This is a genomic window from Novosphingobium profundi (assembly GCF_020524485.1).
Taxonomy (GTDB): Bacteria; Pseudomonadota; Alphaproteobacteria; order Sphingomonadales; family Sphingomonadaceae; genus Novosphingobium; species Novosphingobium profundi_A.
Genome location: NZ_JAIVLF010000005.1, coordinates 1 through 18,936, shown reverse-complemented (window position 1 = coordinate 18,936; position 18,936 = coordinate 1). Strand labels below are relative to the sequence as shown.

At 66.2% G+C, this 18,936-nt stretch carries 13 protein-coding genes; 2 read left to right on the top strand and 11 right to left on the bottom strand.

The features are described 5' to 3' along the window. Positions 1-2: 2 nt before the first annotated feature. The 6 genes from fabI to LC060_RS13985 all read right to left on the bottom strand — a co-directional run bounded on the left by fabI (position 3) and on the right by LC060_RS13985 (position 10,165). On the bottom strand, positions 3-776 hold the full coding sequence (gene fabI, locus LC060_RS14010; protein ID WP_226636606.1) for an enoyl-ACP reductase FabI: 774 nt from the start codon (positions 774-776) through the stop codon (positions 3-5). Next, complete coding sequence (locus LC060_RS14005; RefSeq protein WP_226636604.1) at positions 773-1,963, bottom strand: acetate/propionate family kinase; 1,191 nt, start codon at positions 1,961-1,963, stop codon at positions 773-775. The genes fabI and LC060_RS14005 overlap by 4 nt, the downstream gene beginning before the upstream one ends. After that, positions 1,960-3,372, bottom strand: a complete 1,413-nt coding sequence (locus LC060_RS14000; RefSeq protein WP_226636602.1) for a bifunctional enoyl-CoA hydratase/phosphate acetyltransferase — start codon at positions 3,370-3,372, stop codon at positions 1,960-1,962. The genes LC060_RS14005 and LC060_RS14000 overlap by 4 nt, the downstream gene beginning before the upstream one ends. Positions 3,373-3,385: 13 nt before the next feature. Beyond that, complete coding sequence (locus LC060_RS13995) at positions 3,386-5,167, bottom strand: PHA/PHB synthase family protein (RefSeq protein ID WP_226636600.1); 1,782 nt, start codon at positions 5,165-5,167, stop codon at positions 3,386-3,388. A 209-nt stretch (positions 5,168-5,376) separates the two neighbouring features. Further along, positions 5,377-7,368, bottom strand: a complete 1,992-nt coding sequence (locus LC060_RS13990; RefSeq protein ID WP_226636598.1) for a tetratricopeptide repeat-containing sulfotransferase family protein — start codon at positions 7,366-7,368, stop codon at positions 5,377-5,379. Positions 7,369-7,477: 109 nt separating this feature from the next. Then, positions 7,478-10,165 carry a TonB-dependent receptor gene (locus LC060_RS13985; protein WP_226636597.1) on the bottom strand — a complete coding sequence of 896 codons (2,688 nt, stop codon included), beginning with the start codon at positions 10,163-10,165 and terminating at the stop codon, positions 7,478-7,480. A 423-nt stretch (positions 10,166-10,588) separates the two neighbouring features. Between LC060_RS13985 and LC060_RS13980 the strand changes: the two genes are divergently transcribed. Then, complete coding sequence (locus tag LC060_RS13980; protein WP_226636595.1) at positions 10,589-12,112, top strand: BCCT family transporter; 1,524 nt, start codon at positions 10,589-10,591, stop codon at positions 12,110-12,112. 9 nt (positions 12,113-12,121) lie between these two features. On the opposite strand, the gene LC060_RS13975 is transcribed toward LC060_RS13980, so the two are convergent. Beyond that, a complete protein-coding gene (locus tag LC060_RS13975) occupies positions 12,122-12,817 on the bottom strand; it encodes a trehalase-like domain-containing protein (RefSeq protein WP_226636594.1) in 696 nt (231 codons plus the stop codon). 153 nt (positions 12,818-12,970) lie between these two features. After that, positions 12,971-15,655 (bottom strand): cation-translocating P-type ATPase, encoded by a 2,685-nt coding sequence (locus LC060_RS13970; RefSeq protein WP_226636592.1) that lies wholly within the window; start codon positions 15,653-15,655, stop codon positions 12,971-12,973. A 141-nt stretch (positions 15,656-15,796) separates the two neighbouring features. Between LC060_RS13970 and LC060_RS13965 the strand changes: the two genes are divergently transcribed. Continuing rightward, positions 15,797-16,807 carry a 2-hydroxyacid dehydrogenase gene (locus tag LC060_RS13965; RefSeq protein WP_226636590.1) on the top strand — a complete coding sequence of 337 codons (1,011 nt, stop codon included), beginning with the start codon at positions 15,797-15,799 and terminating at the stop codon, positions 16,805-16,807. Between the two features lie 25 nt (positions 16,808-16,832). Here the strand turns inward: LC060_RS13965 and LC060_RS13960 are convergent, their stop codons facing one another. The 3 genes from LC060_RS13960 to LC060_RS13950 all read right to left on the bottom strand — a co-directional run. Beyond that, positions 16,833-17,060, bottom strand: coding sequence for a hypothetical protein (locus LC060_RS13960; protein WP_226636589.1), 228 nt, complete (start codon positions 17,058-17,060; stop codon positions 16,833-16,835). 112 nt (positions 17,061-17,172) lie between these two features. Beyond that, positions 17,173-18,363, bottom strand: a complete 1,191-nt coding sequence (locus LC060_RS13955; protein WP_226636587.1) for a CaiB/BaiF CoA transferase family protein — start codon at positions 18,361-18,363, stop codon at positions 17,173-17,175. Between the two features lie 3 nt (positions 18,364-18,366). Then, the coding region (locus LC060_RS13950) for a hydantoinase B/oxoprolinase family protein (protein WP_226636585.1) at positions 18,367-18,936 on the bottom strand (570 nt) is incomplete at its 5' end.

The following is an 18,936-nucleotide window of genomic DNA, read 5'->3' as shown; positions in this document are numbered from 1 at the left end:
CCCTAGCCCATGATGTGTTCGCCCGCATCCACCGGAATCACGGTTCCGGTGATGTGGCGTGCGGCGGAACTCGCTAGGAAGGCGGCGAGCGCGCCGACGTCGTCGATATCGACGCGCTCATGGACCGGCACGCTGGCGGCCGTGCGTTCGAGCAGCTCATCGAAGCGCGCGATCCCGCTCGCCGCGCGTGTAGCAATGGGGCCGGGCGAGATGGCGTGGACGCGAATGCCCGCCGGGCCCAGTTCGGCGGCGAGATAGCGGCTGGTGCTTTCGAGCGCGGCCTTGACCGGGCCCATCAGGTTGTAGTGCTCGACCACCCGCTCTGATCCATAGAACGTCACGCACATCAGGCAGCCACCGTCCGTCATCAGCGGTTCGGCAAGCCGAGCCATGCGGATGAACGAGTGGCACGACACGTCCATGGCGAGCGCGAAGCCTTCGGCCGAGCAGTCGGTCACGCGCCCGTGCAGGTCCTCGCGCGGGGCAAAGGCGATGGAGTGGAGCAGGAAGTCGAGCCCGCCCCAGCGCGTCTTCACCTCTTCGAACAGATCTTCGAGCTGGCCCGGCTCGCGCACGTCGAGGGGCGCGATCCACTCGCAGCCCATCGCATCGGCGACCGGCTCCACGAAGGGGCGGGCTTTCTCGTTGAGATAGGTAGCAGCAAGGCGCGCGCCCGCGTGCGCGAAGGCGCGCGTACAGCCCGCTGCGATGGAGTTCTCATTGGCGATCCCGATGACGAGACCACGCTTTCCGGCAAGGTCGACTAGAGGCTTCATGGCAGGTCTCCTTGAAGAATGCGAAGGGTGTGGAGCGCGATCATGCGCTCCTCGTCGGTGGGGATGACGCGCACGGCGATGCGGCTTTCCGGCGCGGAGATGACGGGAGCATGGGCGGCGTTGGCCTCTTCATCGAGGGTAAGGCCAAGCCAGCCAAGGCGCGCGCAGATATCGGCGCGAAGGTCCGCGTCGTTCTCGCCGATGCCTGCGGTGAAGACGAGGCCGTCAAGACCCTGGAGCGAGGCGGTGAGCGCGCCGATCTCGCGCGCGGTGCGGTAGGCGAAGAGCTCGATCGCCTCGCGTGCGGCGGGCTCGGCGCTGGCGGCCAGTGCGCGCATGTCGCTGGAGATACCCGACACGCCGAGCAGGCCCGACTGGCGATAGAGCATCGTCTCGACGGCCTCGGCGCTGTAGCCCATCTGAGTTTGGAGGTGCAGGACAACGCCGGGATCGAGCCGTCCGCAGCGTGTCCCCATCATCAGCCCGTCGAGCGCGGTGAAGCCCATGGTCGTGTCGATACTGAGGCCGCCCGCCATGGCGCACAGGCTCGCCCCGTTGCCCAGATGCGCGGCGATGACCTTGCCGCGCGCCAAGGCAGGGTCGAGCCGGTCGAGTGCGCGCGCAATGTATTCGTAGGACAGGCCATGGAAGCCGTAGCGCCGGATGCCTGCCTCGTGGAGGCTGCGCGGGATCGCCATGCGCGCGGCGACTTCGGGCTTGTCGTGGTGAAAGGCGGTGTCGAAACAGGCGACCTGCGGGAGATCGGGCGCGAGCCGCGCCAGCGTGCGGATCGCGACGAGGTTGTGCGGCTGGTGCAGCGGGGCAAGGGGGGAGAGCGTCTCCAGTTCGTCGAGTAGTTCGGGTGTCACCCGCTGCGGCGCGACGAAGCGCGTGCCACCGTGAACCACGCGGTGGCCGATGGCGACGATGGTCCCGCTCGCGATGTGGCTGGTGGCCCAGTCGAACAGGAAGTCGAGCAGGTCCGCATGGGTGAGGTGGGCGCCATCGGGACAATCTTTTTCCAGCAGGACTTCGCCTTCGTCGGTGGCGATGCGCAGGCTGGGCGCGATGCCGATCTTCTCGAACTTGCCGCCCGCTGAGTGGACCGGATGGTTACCTTCATCGAGACGGAAGACGCCGAACTTGATGCTGGAAGAGCCCGAGTTCAGGCTGACGATGGCTTTCATTCGGCAAGCCCCGGCGCGGCCATGGTCTGGGCGCGGGCCATCAGCACCGCGACCGCGCAGGAGGCAAGCCGGGTGCGCAGGCTGTCGGCCCGGCTGGTGAGGATCATCGGCACGCGCGCGCCCAGAACGACGCCCGCCGCGTCCGCATCGCTGAGGAAGGTGAGCTGCTTGGCCAGCATGTTGCCCGCCTCCAGATCGGGCACCACGAGGATGTCGGCCTTGCCCGCCACGGGCGAGACGATGCCTTTCTCGCGCGCGGCACTTTCACTCACGGCGTTGTCGAAGGCGAGCGGCCCATCGAGGAGGCCGCCGCTGATCTGGCCCCGGTCGGCCATCTTGCAAAGAGCGGCGGCATCGAGCGTTGCGGGCATGGCCGGGTTCACGGTCTCGACCGCCGCCAGGATCGCGACGCGCGGGGTCTCCTTGCCGATGACATGGGCCAGGTCGATGGCGTTGCGGATGATGTCGGCCTTGCAGTCGAGGTCGGGCGCGATGTTGATGGCCGCATCGGTGATGATGATCGGCTCGGCGTGGCCGGGCACGTCCATCACATAGGCGTGGCTGATGCGCCGTTCGGTGCGCAGCCCTCCGCTGCGGGCGACGACCGCACCCATCAGCTCGTCGGTGTGGAGTGCGCCCTTCATCAGAAGCTGCGCCTCGCCCGCGTGGACGAGCTCGACCGCGCGCTGGGCGGACTGGTGGCTGTGTGCGCTCTCGACGATACGCAAGGCCGAGATGTCCTTGCCCGCCTGCTGGGCCGCCTCGGCGATGCGCGCGGGCGGGCCAACAAGGATGGGCGCGATGAACCCTGCTTCGGCGGCTTCGCAGGCGGCGGTGATCGCAGTCGCCGAGCAGGGGTGGACAACGGCGGTGGGGACGTTCGCGCCGCCCTTGGCGGCCTCGATCAGGCGCTGGTACTGGCCGTGGTCGGAGAGGCGGATGTCGGGCAGGGCAATGCGCGGGCGCGCAACGCGCTCGGTCGGGGCGATGACGCTGGCCTCGCCGGTGATGACCGTCGTGCCTTCCTGGTTGGTGCAGGTGCAGTCGAGCTTGAGGCGCTTCTTGTCCTCACGCCGTTCGGTGACGGTGACCGTGGCGGTGATCGTATCGCCCAGTGCCACAGGCGCGGTAAAGCGCAGCGATTGGCCGAGGTAAATCGTGCCGGGGCCCGGAAGCTCGGTGCCCAGGACCGCCGAGATGAGGCCCGCCCCCCACATGCCGTGCGCGATCACCTTGTGGAACATGTCGTGCTCGGCATAGTCGATATCGACATGGGCCGGGTTCACGTCGCCCGAGACGAGCGCGAAGAGGTGGATGTCGCGCTGCGTAAGCGTGCGCACGACGCTGGCGCTGTCCCCCACGGCGATTTCGTCGAACGTGCGGTTGGTGATGGTCTGGTCGGTCGACATCGGGGCGTGGGTCCTATTTCTCGAGCACGTAGCGGCCGGGGGCGTCGCACAAGGGGGGATAGCCCTTGTCCGGGTTGCCGAGCGGGGGCGGCGTGGTCGGCTCGCCCGAGTTGGCATCAAGCCAGGCACCCCAATCGAGCCACCACGAACCGTCCTTGAGGGCGGCGCGCTCGCACCATTCCTCGGGCGCGAGATTGCCGTTGGGATGGGGGTGGGTGGCGATGCGGTAGTGGCGGTGAGGGTGGCCCGGTTCGGAGACGATTCCCGCGTTGTGCCCCCCGCTCGTCAGCACGAAGGTCACCGCGGTATTGGTCAGGAGGTGGATCTTGTAGACCGAGCGCCAGGGCGCCACGTGGTCGCGCTCGGTGCCCACGGCAAAGACGGGCACCGCGATGTCCTCCATCGTCACGACATGGCCATCGACGCGGAAGCGCCCTTCGGCCAGATCGTCGTGGAGGAAGAGCTTGCGCAGGTACTCGCTGTGCATGGCATAGGGCATGCGTGTACCGTCCGCGTTCCAGGCCATGAGGTCGTTGATGTCGGCCCGCTCGCCCATCAGGTAGGTCTGGAGCATGTGCGACCAGATGAGGTCGTTCGAGCGCAGGATCTGGAAGGCCCCGCCCATCTGGTCGCTCTCCAGATAGCCCCGGCTCCACATCATGTTCTCCAGCACGTGGAGCTGGCTCTCGTCGATGAAGAGGCCCAGTTCGCCAGGCTCGCTGAATTCGGTCTGGGCGGCCATCAGCGTGAGACTGGCGAGGCGTTCATCCCCCTCGCGCGCCATGGCCGCAGCCGCGATGGAGAGCAGGGTGCCTCCCAGGCAATAGCCTGCGCCGTGGATTTTCTCGGCGCCCGTGATCGCGCTGATCGCGTCGAGCGCGGCAAGTGGGCCCAGGCGCCGGTAGTCGTCCATGTCGAGGTCGCGGTCGTGGCCATCGGGGTTGTGCCACGAGATCATGAAGACAGTGTACCCTTGCGCGCGCAACCACTCGACCAGCGAGTTGTGGGTCGAGAGATCGAGGATGTAGTACTTCATGATCCAGGCAGGCACGATCAGCACCGGCTCGGGCCGGACGGTCTCGGTCGTGGGGGCGTACTGGATGAGTTCGATCAGGCGGTTGCGGTAGACGACCTTGCCGTCGGCCGCCGCAACGTCCTTGCCGACTTCGAAGGCCTCGGTGCCCGCCGCCGGGCGTCCGGTCAGGTAACGGCGCATGTCCTCGAAGAAATAGTCGAGCCCGTCAGCAAGGCACTTGCCCCCGGTCTCGGCGATGCGCTTCTGCAGGACCGGGTTGGTGGCGATGAAGTTGGTGGGGGCGAAAATGTCGAGGATCTGGCGCGCGGCGAAGGAGACCATGTCCTCATGGTGTTTCGAGACACCGCCGATGCCGGTCGTCGCCGCTTCCCACCATTGCTGGTTGAGCAGGAAAGCCTGGGTCCACACGTTGTAGGGCGCCTGGTGCCATTCAGGCCCTTGGAAGCGACGGTCCTGCGGCAACGGTTCGACCACGCGCGGGGTCTCAGGATCGCGGGTGGCGCGCGCTGTGTAGCCCATCAGGCGCAGCGCCTTGCCCCCGGCCTTGGCGGCAAGCTGCATCTGCTTGCCCGGTGCCGAGGCGAGGTGGAGCGCCCAGTCGGTTGCCGCGAGGATCATGGTGGCCGGCGAAAGCCCGCTGGTCGCCTGCGCGATCGCGGCCGAGGCCGAGCGGTCGAGCGTCTGGGCGATGCCATCCAGTGGCTCGCGCGGGGAAGAGGCCGCGCCGGAGGATCCGGGCGTGGGGGCGGGAGAAGTCATCGTCGGGCTCCGCGTTGCGTCGCGTGTTGCCTCGCCTTGAAGCAACACGCGTTTCGCAGTGCAGGATGACCGTCCTATTGTTGCAGTGCAATGTCCTCGATCAAAGACAATCGAGTGTAGCTTCCATTTCGCCGCAAAATCCGCGCAAGTTACACCGCCCTAAAGATGGCGTACGCAACTGTTGCAGCGCATGAAAAGCCGTGCCGGGATCAACCTTCCAGAGCCGCGCGCAGCGGGCCGAGCCATTCGTCGTACGGCCTCCACGCGCCCACGCCTGAACGCGAGATGGGGCGGCGGACCTGTTCGGAACTGGCCGTGCGCACCGCGCGGTCGGTCTTGTGGAAGTCCAGGCAGGCCGGATCGAAGGGGACCCCGATATAGTCCAGCATGCGGCGCACCTGTCCTTCCAGATCGTCCAGCACGTCCTCGTGCTGAACGCGCAGGACACGGCCTGGAAGGACACGGTCCCAGTGCTCCATCAGCGCCACATAGTCGCGGTAGTAACGGCCGATTTCGGTCAGGCCATAGGTGAACTCCTGGCCTTCGGCGAAGAGCTGCTTGAAGCCCGAGAAGCAGCAATCCATCGCATCACGGCGCGCATCGATGATCTTCGCGTTGGGGAGGATCAGGTGGATGAGGCCGATGTGCCGGAAGTTGTTGGGCATCTTGTCGATGAACAGCGGCGCGCCCTGGCGGTGGATGCGGGTGTTCTCGATGTAGCTCTTGCCGAGGCTCTCCAACTGCTCGGCCGACAGCTCGTGCAGGATCTGTGGGTAGCGCGGCGCGCTGGCCTTGCGGCCGCGCAGGCGGTGCGCGGTGGCGAGGATGTCGGGCAGCTCCAGAGTGCCGTCGATCATCGGGTGCGAGGCAAGGATCTGTTCGAGCAGGGTCGAGCCCGCGCGCGGCAGGCCAAGGATGAAGATCGGGTCGGGCGCGGCGTGGCCCTTGCCGCCCTGACGCGCGAAAAGTTCGGGCGTGCAGGTCTCGATCTGCGCGGCGATCTCTGTGTGCATACGGTCAGCATCGTAGCGGCTCTGGCGCAGCTTCAGCTCGTTGCCGTGGGTGTAGTGGGCAAAGGCCTGGGCATGAAGCCCTTCGTCCTCGGCGGCCTTGGCCGCAGCGAAAGTCAGGTGGACGCGGTCCATGAAGGCAAGGTCGGGCTGGGCGAGCAGGTCTTCCATGCGCGCGCGCTCGTCCGCGCTGAAGCGCCAGGTCTTGAGATTGGCAAGCGCGTACCAGGCATCGCCGTGCTCGGGCTTGGCGGCAATCGCCGCGCGGTAGGAGGCGACGGCCTCGTCCTGCGCGCCGGTGGTCTTGAGCGCGTGGCCCTTGCTGGTAAGCGTGGCCGGGTCCTGGGGCAGCTTTTCCAGGACCGCGTCGAACAGGGCGAAAGCGCGGGCATAGTCGCCGGTCTGCATGGCCTCAATGGCAAGGTGCGAGGCGAAGACGGGGCTTTCGGGATCGCGGGTGTGGAGGGCCTCGGCCTGCTCCAGCGCCTGTGCGAATTTCTGACGCTTGCGCAGGACCTGGATGTAGTCGAGCCGCAGCTGGACGGTGTCCGGAGAAAAAGTAACCGCACTTTCCAAAAGAAACTCAGCGTCATCGAGGATGCCAAGGCGGCTGGCGATCTCGGCCAGCAGGCGCATGCCCTCGATGTCGGTGCGGTGGGTCTGGAGGTAGGCCCGGCAGATCTCCTCGGCGCGCAAGAGGCGGCCTTCGTGGAGGTGGTTGGAGACGGCCAGAAGCTCGCGGGGGAGGGCGGCGATGCGCTCGGCCTGGGTGCGGGCCTGCGCGGCCTCGGCGTGGTGTCCGGTGCGGGCAAGAAGGTCGGCCTGCGCGCGCCAGCTGGCGTCGAGTACGGGGTTGTAACGGGTGGCGCGGGCATAGGCGCGCAGGGCACCGGGCACGTCGCCCTTGTCGCGGGCGAGATGGCCTGCCTCCTGCCAGGCGCGGCCATATTCGGGCTGCGCGGCGGAGAGGGCGGAGAGATAGCTTTCGGCGTCGGCGAAGCGCTTGAGGTAACGGCACGCGACGGCGGCCATGTAGAGCCCTTCCGTGCTCGGCTCCTCGGCGTCGAGAAGCGGCGCCAGCACGCCCAGCGCGGGCGCGAACTGGCCGCGCTGCATGGCCTCGCGGGCCTCTTTCAGCACGGCGGCTTCATCGAAGGAGGAAGGGGCGGAGAGGGTGTCACGCGATGCCATGGGAATGTCCTTGCCGCAAACGCCAAGCGGCAGGCAAGGCCCGATGCCCGCCTGCCGCCGGATTGTCCGATCCCCGGCGCCTTCACGCAGAAGGCGCCGGGAGATGCGATCAGTAGTGCCAGCCGACGCGCACACCCACCGTCAGCGGACGGTTGGTGTTGATGCGCGGGGCATCGTAGTAGAAGTTGCCCGAGATCTGGGCACGCTTGTCGGTCAGGTTCTCGCCGAAGACCTCGACCGACCAGTCATCCTTCTTGACGCCCGCAGTCATCGAGAAGGTGGTGTAGCTGTCGAGCTTCAGGCGGTTGATGTTGATGATGTCGGTGTACTTCGAACCCGAATGCACCATCTGCGGCATGACGTGGGCAACAAGGCCCGTGTCGCCCAGATCCCACTCGTAACGCACGCGCAGGTTGCCCTGGAAGGACGGCGCGTAGGCCAGCGAGTTGCCCTTGGTGACATCGTCGGTCGGCGTCAGCACCTCGGTGATCTTGGTGTCGAGCACCGAGAAGGCACCGGCAACGGTCAGACCCGGCACCGCGTAGGGGGCGAAGGCGAAGTCACCCTCGACGCCCAGGATGCGCGCGTCGGCCGCGTTGTCCGAGAAGAACAGGTTGACGATCGAGGTGTCGAAGATCGTGGTCTGCAGGTTCGTGATGTCGACGTAGAACGCGCTGCCGTTGAAGCGCAACTGGCGGTCGAACAGCTCGGTCTTCCAGCCGATCTCGTAGTTGTTGACCTCGTCGGTCTGCAGTTCGAAGGGCACCATGTAACCCGAGGGGCTGACCGCGCCGCCGGGACGGTTGAGCAGGCCCGGACGGAAGCCTTCCGAGTAGGTCGCGTAGAACATCACGTCTTCGGTGGGCGTGAAGGTCAGCGAGCCCTTGAAGATGACGCCTTCGGTCTTGGCCTTGTCGGGCGCCGACAGAGCGTTGAAGACCTGCATGGCCTGGCCTTCGGTGAGGCCTGCGTCCATGATGTCCTGGACGCTGTCGCCCTGGTTGAAGGTCAGACCCAGCGTATCGCCGCACGAACCGATGAAGGTGAACTCGCCGTCCCCGTCGTAAAGGTCCGAGAGGTTGGTACCGAACGCATTGGCGTCGGTACCGCCTGCGTTACAGAACGAGCTGTTCGCCGTGCCCTTCAGGTCCACCGCCACGTTGTAGTAGCGCGCGCCCAGCGTGACGCTGAGAAGGTCGGGGACGAGGTCGTAGGAGGCCTCGCCGAAGATGCCGAACTGCTCATCCGAACGCTTGATGTCGTTGCGGAAGTTGGTGCCGGTGGGGAAGGGACCCGGATCGCTCTGCCAGGCACCCGGGAACGGGAAGTTGTCGGGGAAGCCGGTCTGGCCCCACAGGTCGACGTACTGGCTGCCGGGGTAGACGAAGTCGTTGCGCTCTTCGAGGGTCAGCTTCGAGTAGAAGCCGCCCGCCGTCACGCGCCAACGGTTCTCGGCCGGGGTGCTGACGCGCAGTTCCTGGGTGAACTGCTTGGTCTTGCTGTCCGAGGTGACGTAGAGGTTGGGGGCCTGGCAGGTGCCCATCGGGCCCGCGTCACCCGGGTACGAGACCGAGCCGTCGCAGATGTAGTAGGGCAGGTACTGGCCGACGTAGAGGTAGTCGGAGTAGTCCACCTGCTGCGAGGTCTCGCGGTCGGTGAAGGCACCGGTGTAGACGAGGTCGAGCATGCCCAGGCGCCCCTCGACGGTCCAGGCGGTGTTCGAGAAGTTGTCTTCCAGGCGGTCCGGCTGGAAGCGCTGCACTTCGAGGTCACCCAGGCCCAGTTCCGGATCGGCGAAGAAGACGCCATCGGAATCGAGACCCTGGCGCGCGTGGCTGACCGTGATCTGCCAGTCGGGCGCCACTTCCCACAGCGCCGAAACGCGGAAACCGGTGTAGGTGGTGTCGTTGAAGTTGTCTTCGACGAGGTTGGTGTTGTCGGCCTCGATGAAGTTGACGTTCGAGAGGTCGGCTCCGGCCTGCAGGCCTGCGCGGTTCGCGCCCACCGGCACGCCGTTGTAGCGCTGCGCGCCTTCCTCGCGGAAGCGGGCGCTGTCCGCGACCGAACGGGTGCCCTTGACGTTGTCGATGTAGCCGCCCTGGTCGTCCATGTAGACGACGCCGCGCACGGCCAGCGTGTTGGTCACCGGCACGTTGAGCATGAGCTCGGCGTTGTAGCTGGGCTCGCCGTTCTTGGTCCACGAAACACCGCCCTTGGCAGCGGCATCGAAGCCCAGGAGATCGGGCTTGTTGGTGATGAGACGGACCACACCTGCCTGCGAGCTGGCGCCGAAGAGCGTGCCCTGCGGGCCTGCAAGAACTTCGATGCGCTCAAGGTCGGCGGCGTAGACGTCGAGGTTGCGGCCCGGCTGCGCGAGCGGCTGTTCGTCGAGGTACATCGCGACGTTGGGGGCAAGGCCCGCGACGCCTGCGGTCGTGAGGTTGGGCGTCGTCGAGGCGAGGCCACGAATGTAGATCGTGCTCTGGCCCGGGCCGCCGCCGCCTGCGGTGACGTTGGGAAGCTGCTCGAGGTAGTCGTCGAAGGTCTGCACGCCGAGGTTTTCAAGTTCCTCGGTGCCCAGTGCATTGACCGAGACGGCGACGTCCTGGAGGCTTTCGGTGCGCTTGGTGGCGGTCACCACGATTTCGGTCAGGCCACCCTTGCGCTGGGCCGGTGCGGCCCCGGTGCTCGTGGGTTGGGTGCTGGTCGGCTGCGCCGGAGTAGACTGGGCTGCGACCGGGGTGGCGATAGCGATTGCCAGCGCGCCAACCGACGCGCCGGTGCAATGCTTGAACATGTATGTTCCCCTGTTGTTGATCGGAACGTTCGCGACTGGGCAGCGCGTGGGAGACAGCGCTGCCGGGCGGGACAAGATGCCGGGAGGTGGCATGCAAGGAAATGAGACCTTGGTGCCCCGCGCAGGCCAGCTATCCAATCAAGGTGTACATGCCAACCCTTGCGCTTGAGAAAAGTCACATGTTCTCGGCAGTTGTTGCATAATCACCACACGGCCTGTAGACCGGTCTCGAAGCCGCTTCAGGATATGATAAACTCAATTCCACAACGCGAATTTTGATATAATATTCAATTCGCTGTTGGGTTTATTATTTATGCTATTTTTTAGAGGCCAAGTAAAACTCATTTCAGCGTTGGGGGTGTCGTCCGGGTGGCAAGTCAAGGCAGCAATGTATCCAGTCCGATTGCGGATTTTAAACCTAGCGTGTTCTTTGGCGCAATTGCCGCAATCGGTGGGCTCATAGTCTTCGCGCTCTACGATACGGATGTTGCAACCGCCCGCTTCGAGGCCATCCAGGCCTTTGCGACGCACAATTTCGGCTGGCTTTTCGTGGCGACAGCCAATGTCATGCTGGTCGCGAGCGGGTTTCTAGCGATATCGCGGGTCGGACATGTCCGCCTTGGCGGAGCGGATGCAAAGCCGACCTACAGCGCGACCAGCTGGTTCGCGATGCTGTTCAGTGCAGGGATGGGCATCGGCCTTCTGTTCTACGGTGTGGCCGAGCCGATCATGCACTTCTCCAACCCGCCGATTTCCTCGTTCTCCGATCCCGGCGCCACGCTGCCCCAGGGCCTCGCGCGCAACGCGCAGCACGCCATGGGGCTCACCTACCTGCACTGGGGTCTGCACGCCTGGTCGATCTACGCGATCATCGGCCTGGGGCTCGCCTATATTGCCTACAACCGCAAGCTGCCGCTCAATCTGGGCACCTTCCTGCGCGCGGCTTTCCCGCGCATTCCGACGCTGGTCGTCGATCTGGTCGACATCATGGCGATCACCGCGACGGTGTGCGGGGTGGCGGCCTCGCTGGGCTTCGGAGCCTCGCAGATCAACGCCGGGCTGACCCTTCTCTTCGGTGCGCCCGAGGGAGGAATGGTCCGCGCCATCATTATTGTCGTCGTGACCGCGCTGGCCACGCTGTCCGTGGCGATGGGGCTCGATGCCGGGATCAAGCGCCTCTCCGAGCTCAACATGGGTCTGGCGCTGCTCTTGGCACTGTTCGTCTTCGTGGTCGGCCCGACGGTCTACCTGCTCGACAGCTTCATCCAGAACCTGGGCTATTATTTCCAGCGCTTCATCTACCTCTCGACCTGGACCGAGAGCTACACGGACGAAGACTGGCAGAGCAGCTGGACGATGTTCTACTACGCCTGGTGGGTGAGCTGGTCGCCCTTCGTTGGCATCTTCATCGCGCGCATTTCCTATGGGCGCACGGTGCGCGAGTTCATTTCAGGCGTGCTTATCGTGCCCAGCCTCGTGACCTTTGCCTGGATGACCATCTTTGGCGATACCGCGCTCCACATCGAGCTGTTCGGGGCCGGGGGCCTGTCCGAGGCGGTCAACGCCTCGATGCCCGATGCGCTCTTCGCCTTCCTGGCGAACTTTCCCCTGAGCGGGATCGTGTCGGGGCTGGCCGTCGTGATCGTGACCACCTTCTTCGTGACATCGGCAGATTCGGGCGCGCTGGTGACGGCGATGATCGCATCGGGCGGACATCACGAGGCAGGCTTCATTCCGCGCGTGACCTGGGCAATCTCGATCGGTGCGCTGGCCGGGGCGCTGCTGTACGGCGGAGGTCTGCAGGCGCTGCAGACGGCGGCCATCGTGACGGGCCTGCCCTTTGCCGTGGTGCTGCTGTTCATGTGCTTCGGGCTGATAAAGATGCTTCTCGCCCGGGTCCCGGCGGAAGGCGAAGTCGCGCGCGAAGAAGCCCTCGCGGCCGAGTAAACCTGGGGCTCAGGCCCGGGGCGAGCCCGCGCCCTGGGCGGGAGTGCCCTCGGCGCGCCAGAAGGCGTCGCATTGCGCCAGCGCCTTGCGGGCCGCCGAGACACTGCGCACCTGTTCGGCCTGAGAGCCCGCATCGCAGGACAGCGCCAGGTGCGCCTGTTCCCCGGCCTTCAGCGTGAAGGGCATGGCAAGGCGGCTGCCGCTTACCGCGATGTCGAGCGCGCCTTCAAGGCGCAGCGTGATCTCGCCCAGCGGCACTGACCACAGGTTTGGTGCCAGTTCTTCCGGCGCACGCGCCTGGCCATCGAGGTTGAGGATGAGGCGGCCCGCCATGGTGCCGCGCGTGCAGGTCAGGAAGCGCACGATGCGCGCGCCGTCCCGGATGCCGCCGCCCGCCTCGTCCTCATTGCCGGGGCCGGGCAGGGCCACGGGCATGAAGTCGGTCAGCTTGAGAGCGCCTGTCGGCCCTGCGAAGTAGGTATCGAGGATGGTGGTGCCCGCACGGTAGCTTTGCGCCAGCGGCTGCGCGTCCTCGAGGCGGATCGCCGAAATGCCGCCCGGGCGCATGTCCTGGGCGTGGAGCGGAGCCGCTGCGCCCGGCACGTGCCAGGTTAGGCGGGTGATCGTTCCGGTGCGGTCGACAAGGGCGCTCGAGCGCGTGTCGCCGATCATGCCGTGTTCGCCAAGCGCCGTGTGCACTGCCACTGCCCTCCCTCTCGTATCGCGTATCTGGAGCCCTGCGCGTACAACCGCGCGTCAACTGCAACGCACAAGCATGCGATACGATCCAGTTGGACACAGATTTTCATTCCGCGCAACCCGTGAAGGATCTGCAAGCCGGGGCGGGGAGGGGGCGGGTCAGTCGAGTTCGGCAAACCAGCCCAGGCGCCGGACCAGCACTTTCTCCAGTTCCAGGAGGATGAAGATCACGGCGCCGATCGCGATGAGCGAGGCTCCTTGTGTGAAGCTGAGCGGGCGGGTTGCGAACACGGCCTGAAACGGCGGGAGGTAGGTGAAGCACACTTGCGCGAGCGAAACCGTGCCCACCGCGACGAGCACCGCGCGCGTGCCCAGGATTCCCCGCCAGCTGAGCGACTGAACGTGCATGTAGCGCACGTTAAAGAGGTAGAATATCTCCGCGATCACCAGCATGTTGACGACCATCGTGCGGGTCGTCGCGATGTCTGTCCCCGTGCTGAGGGCGGTGAAGTAGACACCCAGCAGCGCCACGGCGAAGAGCAGTGAGACGAGGCCCACGCGCCACAGGATGAAGCCCGAGAGCAAGGGGCTGTCCTTGGCGCGCGGCGCGCGCTCCATGATGCCCGGTTCGGAGGGTTCGAAGGCCAGCACGAGCCCCAGCGTGACCGAGGTGATGAGGTTGATCCACAGGATCTGCGTCGCCGTCATCGGCAGGGCAAGGTCGAGGATGATCGCCAGGACCACGGCGATGATCTCGCCGCCGTTGGTGGGCAGCGTCCAGGCAATGACCTTGCGGATGTTGTCATAGACGGTGCGGCCCTCGCGAACGGCCGCGACGATGGAGGCGAAGTTGTCGTCGAGAAGCACCATTTCCGAGGCTTCGCGCGCGGCCTGCGTGCCGCTGGCGCCCATGGCGGTGCCGACATCGGCCTGGCGCAGCGAGGGCGCATCGTTGACCCCGTCACCCGTCATCGCGACGATCTGCCCGTGCGACTGGAGCGCGCGCACGATGCGCAGCTTGTGCTCGGGACTGGCGCGGGCGAAGACGGCGACTTCGGGCACCTCGCGGCGCAGTTCCTCATCGCTCATCGCCTCGATCTGCGCGCCGGTGAGCGCGCGCGGCTCTTCCTCGATCTCGAGCTGGCGGGCAATGGCGACGGCCGTTGCGGCGTGGTCGCCGGTGATCATCTTGACCGCGATTCCGGCCGAGCGGCATTCGCCGATGGCGATGCGGGCTTCCTCGCGCGGCGGATCGACGAAGGCCATGAGACCCAGGATGCGCGCGCCCTGCAGGTCCTCGAAGCGCAGGCGCGTGGTGCCCGGCGCAAGCGTGATGGCGGCAAAGCCCAGGATGCGCTCGCCTTGCGCGGCGGCCTGGCGGGTGATGCCGTGCCAGCGCTCGAAGTCGGTGCCTGCCGCGCCCAGCGCCAGAACGGCCTCGGGTGCACCCTTGACGAAGGCGATGGCCTCGCCCTCGGGGCTGCGCACCAGCGTTGCCATCAGGCGGTAGGCCGCATCGAAGGGGATTTCGTCAAGGCGAGCCCAGTCGGCGTGGAGCTTGGCGGTGTCGAGACCGGCCTTGCCCGCCAGCGCGAGGAGCGCGCCTTCCATGGGGTCACCGACCACGCTCCAGTTGCCGTCTTCGTGTTGGAGGCGCGCATCGTTGCACAGCGCCCCGCAGTGCAGGATCTCGCCGGGAGGGACAGGCTCGGCCTGTGCATCGCCATCTCCGGCCTTGATCTCGCCTTCCGGGGCGTAGCCGCTTCCCGAGACCTGCCACTCTCCTGAAGGTGTGAAGAGGCGGGTCACGGTCATCGCGTTGCGGGTGAGTGTGCCGGTCTTGTCGCTGCAGATGACCGAGGTTGCGCCCAGCGTCTCGACCGCCGGGAGCTTGCGGATCACCGCCTTGCGCCGCGCCATGCGCTGGACGCCGATGGCGAGCGTAATGGTGATGACGGCGGGCAGCCCCTCGGGGATCGCGCCGACCGCCAGTGCCACGACCGCGATGAGGGCATCGACCCAGGGGTAGGAGCGCGCGGTCACCGAAAAGGCAAAGAGCGCGGCGCTGCCGATGAGGATAAGAAGCGTGAGGCGCGTGCCGAACTGGTCGATCTGCTTCAGGAGAGGGGTGACGAGGCGCGGCACCGACTGGAGGAGGGCGCCGATCTTGCCGATTTCCGTGGCGGCGCCGGTCGCGACGACAAGGCCCGTCGCCTGCCCGCGCACGACGAGCGTGCCCGAATAGGCCATCGACGTGCGCTCGGCGAGGGGCGCGTCGGGCTCGACGGCTTCCTCCTGCTTGTCGGCGGCGACCGATTCCCCGGTCAGCGCCGCTTCCTCGATCGAAAGTGCACGGGCGCGCACGATGCGAAGGTCGGCAGGCACCCGGTCCCCGGCCTCGACAAGGACCGTGTCGCCCGGCACCAGACTTCCGGCGGGGACGGGCTGTCGGCGTCCCTCGCGAAGGACATGGGCCTCCTCGCCGACAAGGTTCTCCATGCCCGCCAGAGCTTTCTCCGCCTTGCCCTCCTGGATGACGCCCACGAAGGCGTTGATGAGGACGACGGCAAGGATGACACCGGCATCGATCGCGTGATCGAGCACGAAGGCCGCCGCCGCCGACGCCAGCAGGAAATAGATGAGCGCGTTGTTGAACTGCGCGGCAAAGCGCATGAGCGGATGCGGCGGCTTTACGCGGGGAAGAAGATTGGGGCCGCAGCGTTCGAGGCGGCGTGCAGCTTCGGACCCGGAGAGCCCGGCGCTGCCCGCTCCCAGATCAGCCGCGACAGTGTCGGGATCGAGGGCATGCCAGCCCCGATCTTCGGGAATTTTCGCTTCGAGCAAGACCCTTGTCCCCCTGCGCGATGGCGTGCCCGGTACGGGCGCGGGGCAAGCCTATCGCTCCCTCGGGCCTTGTGCAATGCAGCACGGATGTTACGAATGATTGCACCGGTGGCGGTTTTCGGACCTCGGGGAGGATAAGGCATGAAGGTCGTCGTCTTCAGCACGCGTCCATACGATCGGACTTTTCTGGAAGAGGCCAATCGCCTAGCCGGAAGTCCGCACGAGCTGACGTTCTTCGACACCCGGCTGACGGCCCATTCGGCCCATTTCGCACAGGGCTTCGAGGCGGTCTGCGCCTTCGTCAACGACGCGCTGGGTAAGCCCGAACTGGAGATCTTGGCACGTCATGGCATCCGCCTTGTCGCGCTGCGCTGTTCAGGGTTCAACAACGTGGACCTGGAGGCTGCGGCCCGGCTCAAGATCGCCTTGGCGCGGGTTCCCGCCTATTCGCCCGACGCCATTGCCGAGCACGCCGTTGCACTCATGCTCGCGCTCAACCGGCGCATCCACAAGGCCTATGCGCGGGTGCGTGAGGGCAACTTCGCGCTCGACGGGCTGCTCGGTTTCGACATGCGGGGCAAGACCGCCGGGATCGTCGGGACCGGGCGCATCGGTCTCAACGTCGCGCGCATCCTCAAGGGCTTTGGCTGCGAGGTGCTGGCAAGCGACCCTTCGCCCAACCCCGAACTGGCGCAGTTGGGCGGCGAATACACCTCGTTCGATGATCTGTTGGGGCGCTGCGACATCATCAGCCTTCACTGCCCGCTCACGCCCGCTACGCATCACCTCATCGGGCGCGGCGCGATCGCGCGCATGAAGCCGGGCGTCATGCTCATCAACACGAGCCGGGGCGCGGTGATGGACGCCCGCGCGGTCATCGCCGGGCTCAAGAGCGGCAAGGTCGGTAACGTCGGGCTCGACGTCTACGAGGAGGAGGGCGATCTCTTTTTCGAGAACCTCTCCGACACCGTCATCCGCGACGATGTCTTCGTACGCCTGATGACCTTTCCCAATGTCCTCATCACCGGCCACCAGGGCTTCTTCACGCGCGAGGCGATGACCGCGATTGCCGAGACGACCGTCGCCAACCTCTCTGCCTTCGAGGCGCACGGCGCTCCGCTTCACGCGGTTTCGGTTGCCTTGCTGGCCTGAGGAAAGGGGGGGGCTGGGTTCGTGCCTAATTGCCCGCCTTGTCCTCGGGCGGCACGTTGGTCATCGGCGTGTCGGGCACCTTCACGTCCACGCCGGTCTCGTCGACGTCGGTGACGATCAGTTCGCCCCCGCTCTTGTCTTCGACATCGGTCGTGTATTCCTTGGCGGGCTCGGGCGAACAGGCCGCGAGGCCAAGCGCGGCAAAGGCCGTAAGGAGCGCCGCAGGCGCTATGGGTGAAGTTCTGAAGATCATGCTACGTCTCCTTCCCAGGGTTCCGATATCGGGTCGGGGAAGGCGAAAACAAGATGGCGCGGCAACCCGAGGATCGCCGCGCCATCGTATGTGGCCTTACAAACCTTGAGAATCAGACGATCCCGTCAGCTTCCATCTTGGCAAGCGCCTCGGCATCGAGACCCAGCAGTTCACCATAGATTTCCGCGTTGTGCTGGCCAACGCGCGAGGGCGCCGGACGGCGGATGCAGCTGGGCGTTTCCGAAAGCTTGGGGAAGGCGTTCTGCATCTTGAGCTTGCCGTGGGTCTCGGTCTCGACCTCGACAATGGCCTCGCGGGCCTGGAAGTGCGGATCGGCCAGCATCTCGGGCGCGCGGTAGACGCGGCCAGCGGGGATGCCGTACTCGATCATCAGCGCGTCCATCTCCTCGATGGTGTAGCCCTTGGTCCAGGCGTTGATCATCTCGTCGAGCTCGGTCTGGTTCTCTCCGCGTGCGAGGTGGGTCGCATAGCGCGGGTCATCGCCCAGTTCCGGCTTGCCCATGGCGGCGGACAGGCGCTTCCACAGGGGATCGGCGTTGGCCCCGATCATGTATTCACCGTCGCTGCAGTAATAGACGTTGGACGGCGCGATGCCCGGCAGGATCGAGCCGGTGCGCTCGCGGATGAAGCCGGAGCTGTCGTATTCCGAAACCAGGCTCTCGGTGATCTGCAGCACGCTTTCGTAGAGCGCAGCGTCGATGATCTGGCCCTTGCCGGTGGTGTCGCGCACGTGGAGCGCGGCAAGGATGCCCATGACGCCATAAGTGGCGGTGAGGGTGTCGCCGATGGAGACGCCCATGCGGCTCGGCGCACGGTCGGGTTCACCCACGATGTAACGCCAGCCCCCCATGGCCTCGCCAATGCCGCCAAAGCCGGCGCGCGAGGAGTAGGGGCCGGTCTGGCCGTAGCCCGACATGCGCGAGATGATGAGGCCGGGCTGCTCTTCGAGCAGTTGCCTCGGATCAAGCCCCCACTTCTCCATGGTGCCGGGACGGAAGTTCTCGATCACGATGTCGGCGTGGCGAATGAGCTCGCGCACCAGCTTCTGGCCTTCGGGTACGCGCATGTTGGCCGAGACCGCACGCTTGTTGCGCGCGACGACTTCCCAGCTCACCTTCTTCTCGCCCTGGCCCCAGACACGCAGCGGGTCGCCCTTGCCGGGCGGCTCCACCTTGATGATGTCGGCGCCCATGTCGCCCAGCAGCTGTCCGGCGAACGGGCCAGCCAGGAGCTGGCCCATTTCCACGACGCGAAGTCCCTTGAGGGCTCCTGTATTTTCCATGGTTTACTCCGCTGCCTCCGCGATGTCCGCATGCCGCCACATGGGCTGCTTGGGAGCGGGGAGGCCGGTTTCTTCGAGGCAGTTTGCGCGCAGGGTTTCGATGTCGGGACCGAAGTTGAAGACATCGACCTCGCCGCGCTCTGTGCGCATTTTGGTGCGCAGGTCCTGGGTGGCCGCCTCGTCGACCGCGCCATTTGCGATGACGACGCCGTAGTCGAGAGCGCCGGTCTCGGTGACGAGGCCCTGGCCGATTTCTTTGAGGATGAGAGCGGGGTCGCGCTCGAGCGGGTCGCCCCAGCCACCGCCGCCCCAGGTGATGAACTGGAGTTCATCGCCCGCTTCGACGGGGTAGTCTTCCAGCTTGTTGCCGACCACGATCTGGGTGCCGTCGGCCTTGGTCAGGATCTTCTTGGCGCGCTTGCCCGGAAGACCGCCGTTGACGCCCCAAGGCGGGACGAACCAGCGGTCGTCGTGGATCGCGATGACGCCCGGCTCATAGAAGCGGTAGACCATGTTGATGCCGTTGCCGCCGCGGTGCAGACCTGCACCGCCGCTGTCGGCGACCGTCTCGTA

What these genes read in the sequence shown, in the direction of transcription:
- fabI (WP_226636606.1), bottom strand. Translation starts at nt 776, where the DNA reads ATGAAGCCTCTAGTCGACCTTGCCGGAAAGCGTGGTCTCGTCATCGGG.
- LC060_RS14005 (WP_226636604.1), bottom strand. Translation starts at nt 1,963, where the DNA reads ATGAAAGCCATCGTCAGCCTGAACTCGGGCTCTTCCAGCATCAAGTTC.
- LC060_RS14000 (WP_226636602.1), bottom strand. Translation starts at nt 3,372, where the DNA reads ATGTCGACCGACCAGACCATCACCAACCGCACGTTCGACGAAATCGCC.
- LC060_RS13995 (WP_226636600.1), bottom strand. Translation starts at nt 5,167, where the DNA reads ATGACTTCTCCCGCCCCCACGCCCGGATCCTCCGGCGCGGCCTCTTCC.
- LC060_RS13990 (WP_226636598.1), bottom strand. Translation starts at nt 7,368, where the DNA reads ATGGCATCGCGTGACACCCTCTCCGCCCCTTCCTCCTTCGATGAAGCC.
- LC060_RS13985 (WP_226636597.1), bottom strand. Translation starts at nt 10,165, where the DNA reads ATGTTCAAGCATTGCACCGGCGCGTCGGTTGGCGCGCTGGCAATCGCT.
- LC060_RS13965 (WP_226636590.1), top strand. Translation starts at nt 15,797, where the DNA reads ATGAAGGTCGTCGTCTTCAGCACGCGTCCATACGATCGGACTTTTCTG.
- LC060_RS13960 (WP_226636589.1), bottom strand. Translation starts at nt 17,060, where the DNA reads ATGATCTTCAGAACTTCACCCATAGCGCCTGCGGCGCTCCTTACGGCC.
- LC060_RS13955 (WP_226636587.1), bottom strand. Translation starts at nt 18,363, where the DNA reads ATGGAAAATACAGGAGCCCTCAAGGGACTTCGCGTCGTGGAAATGGGC.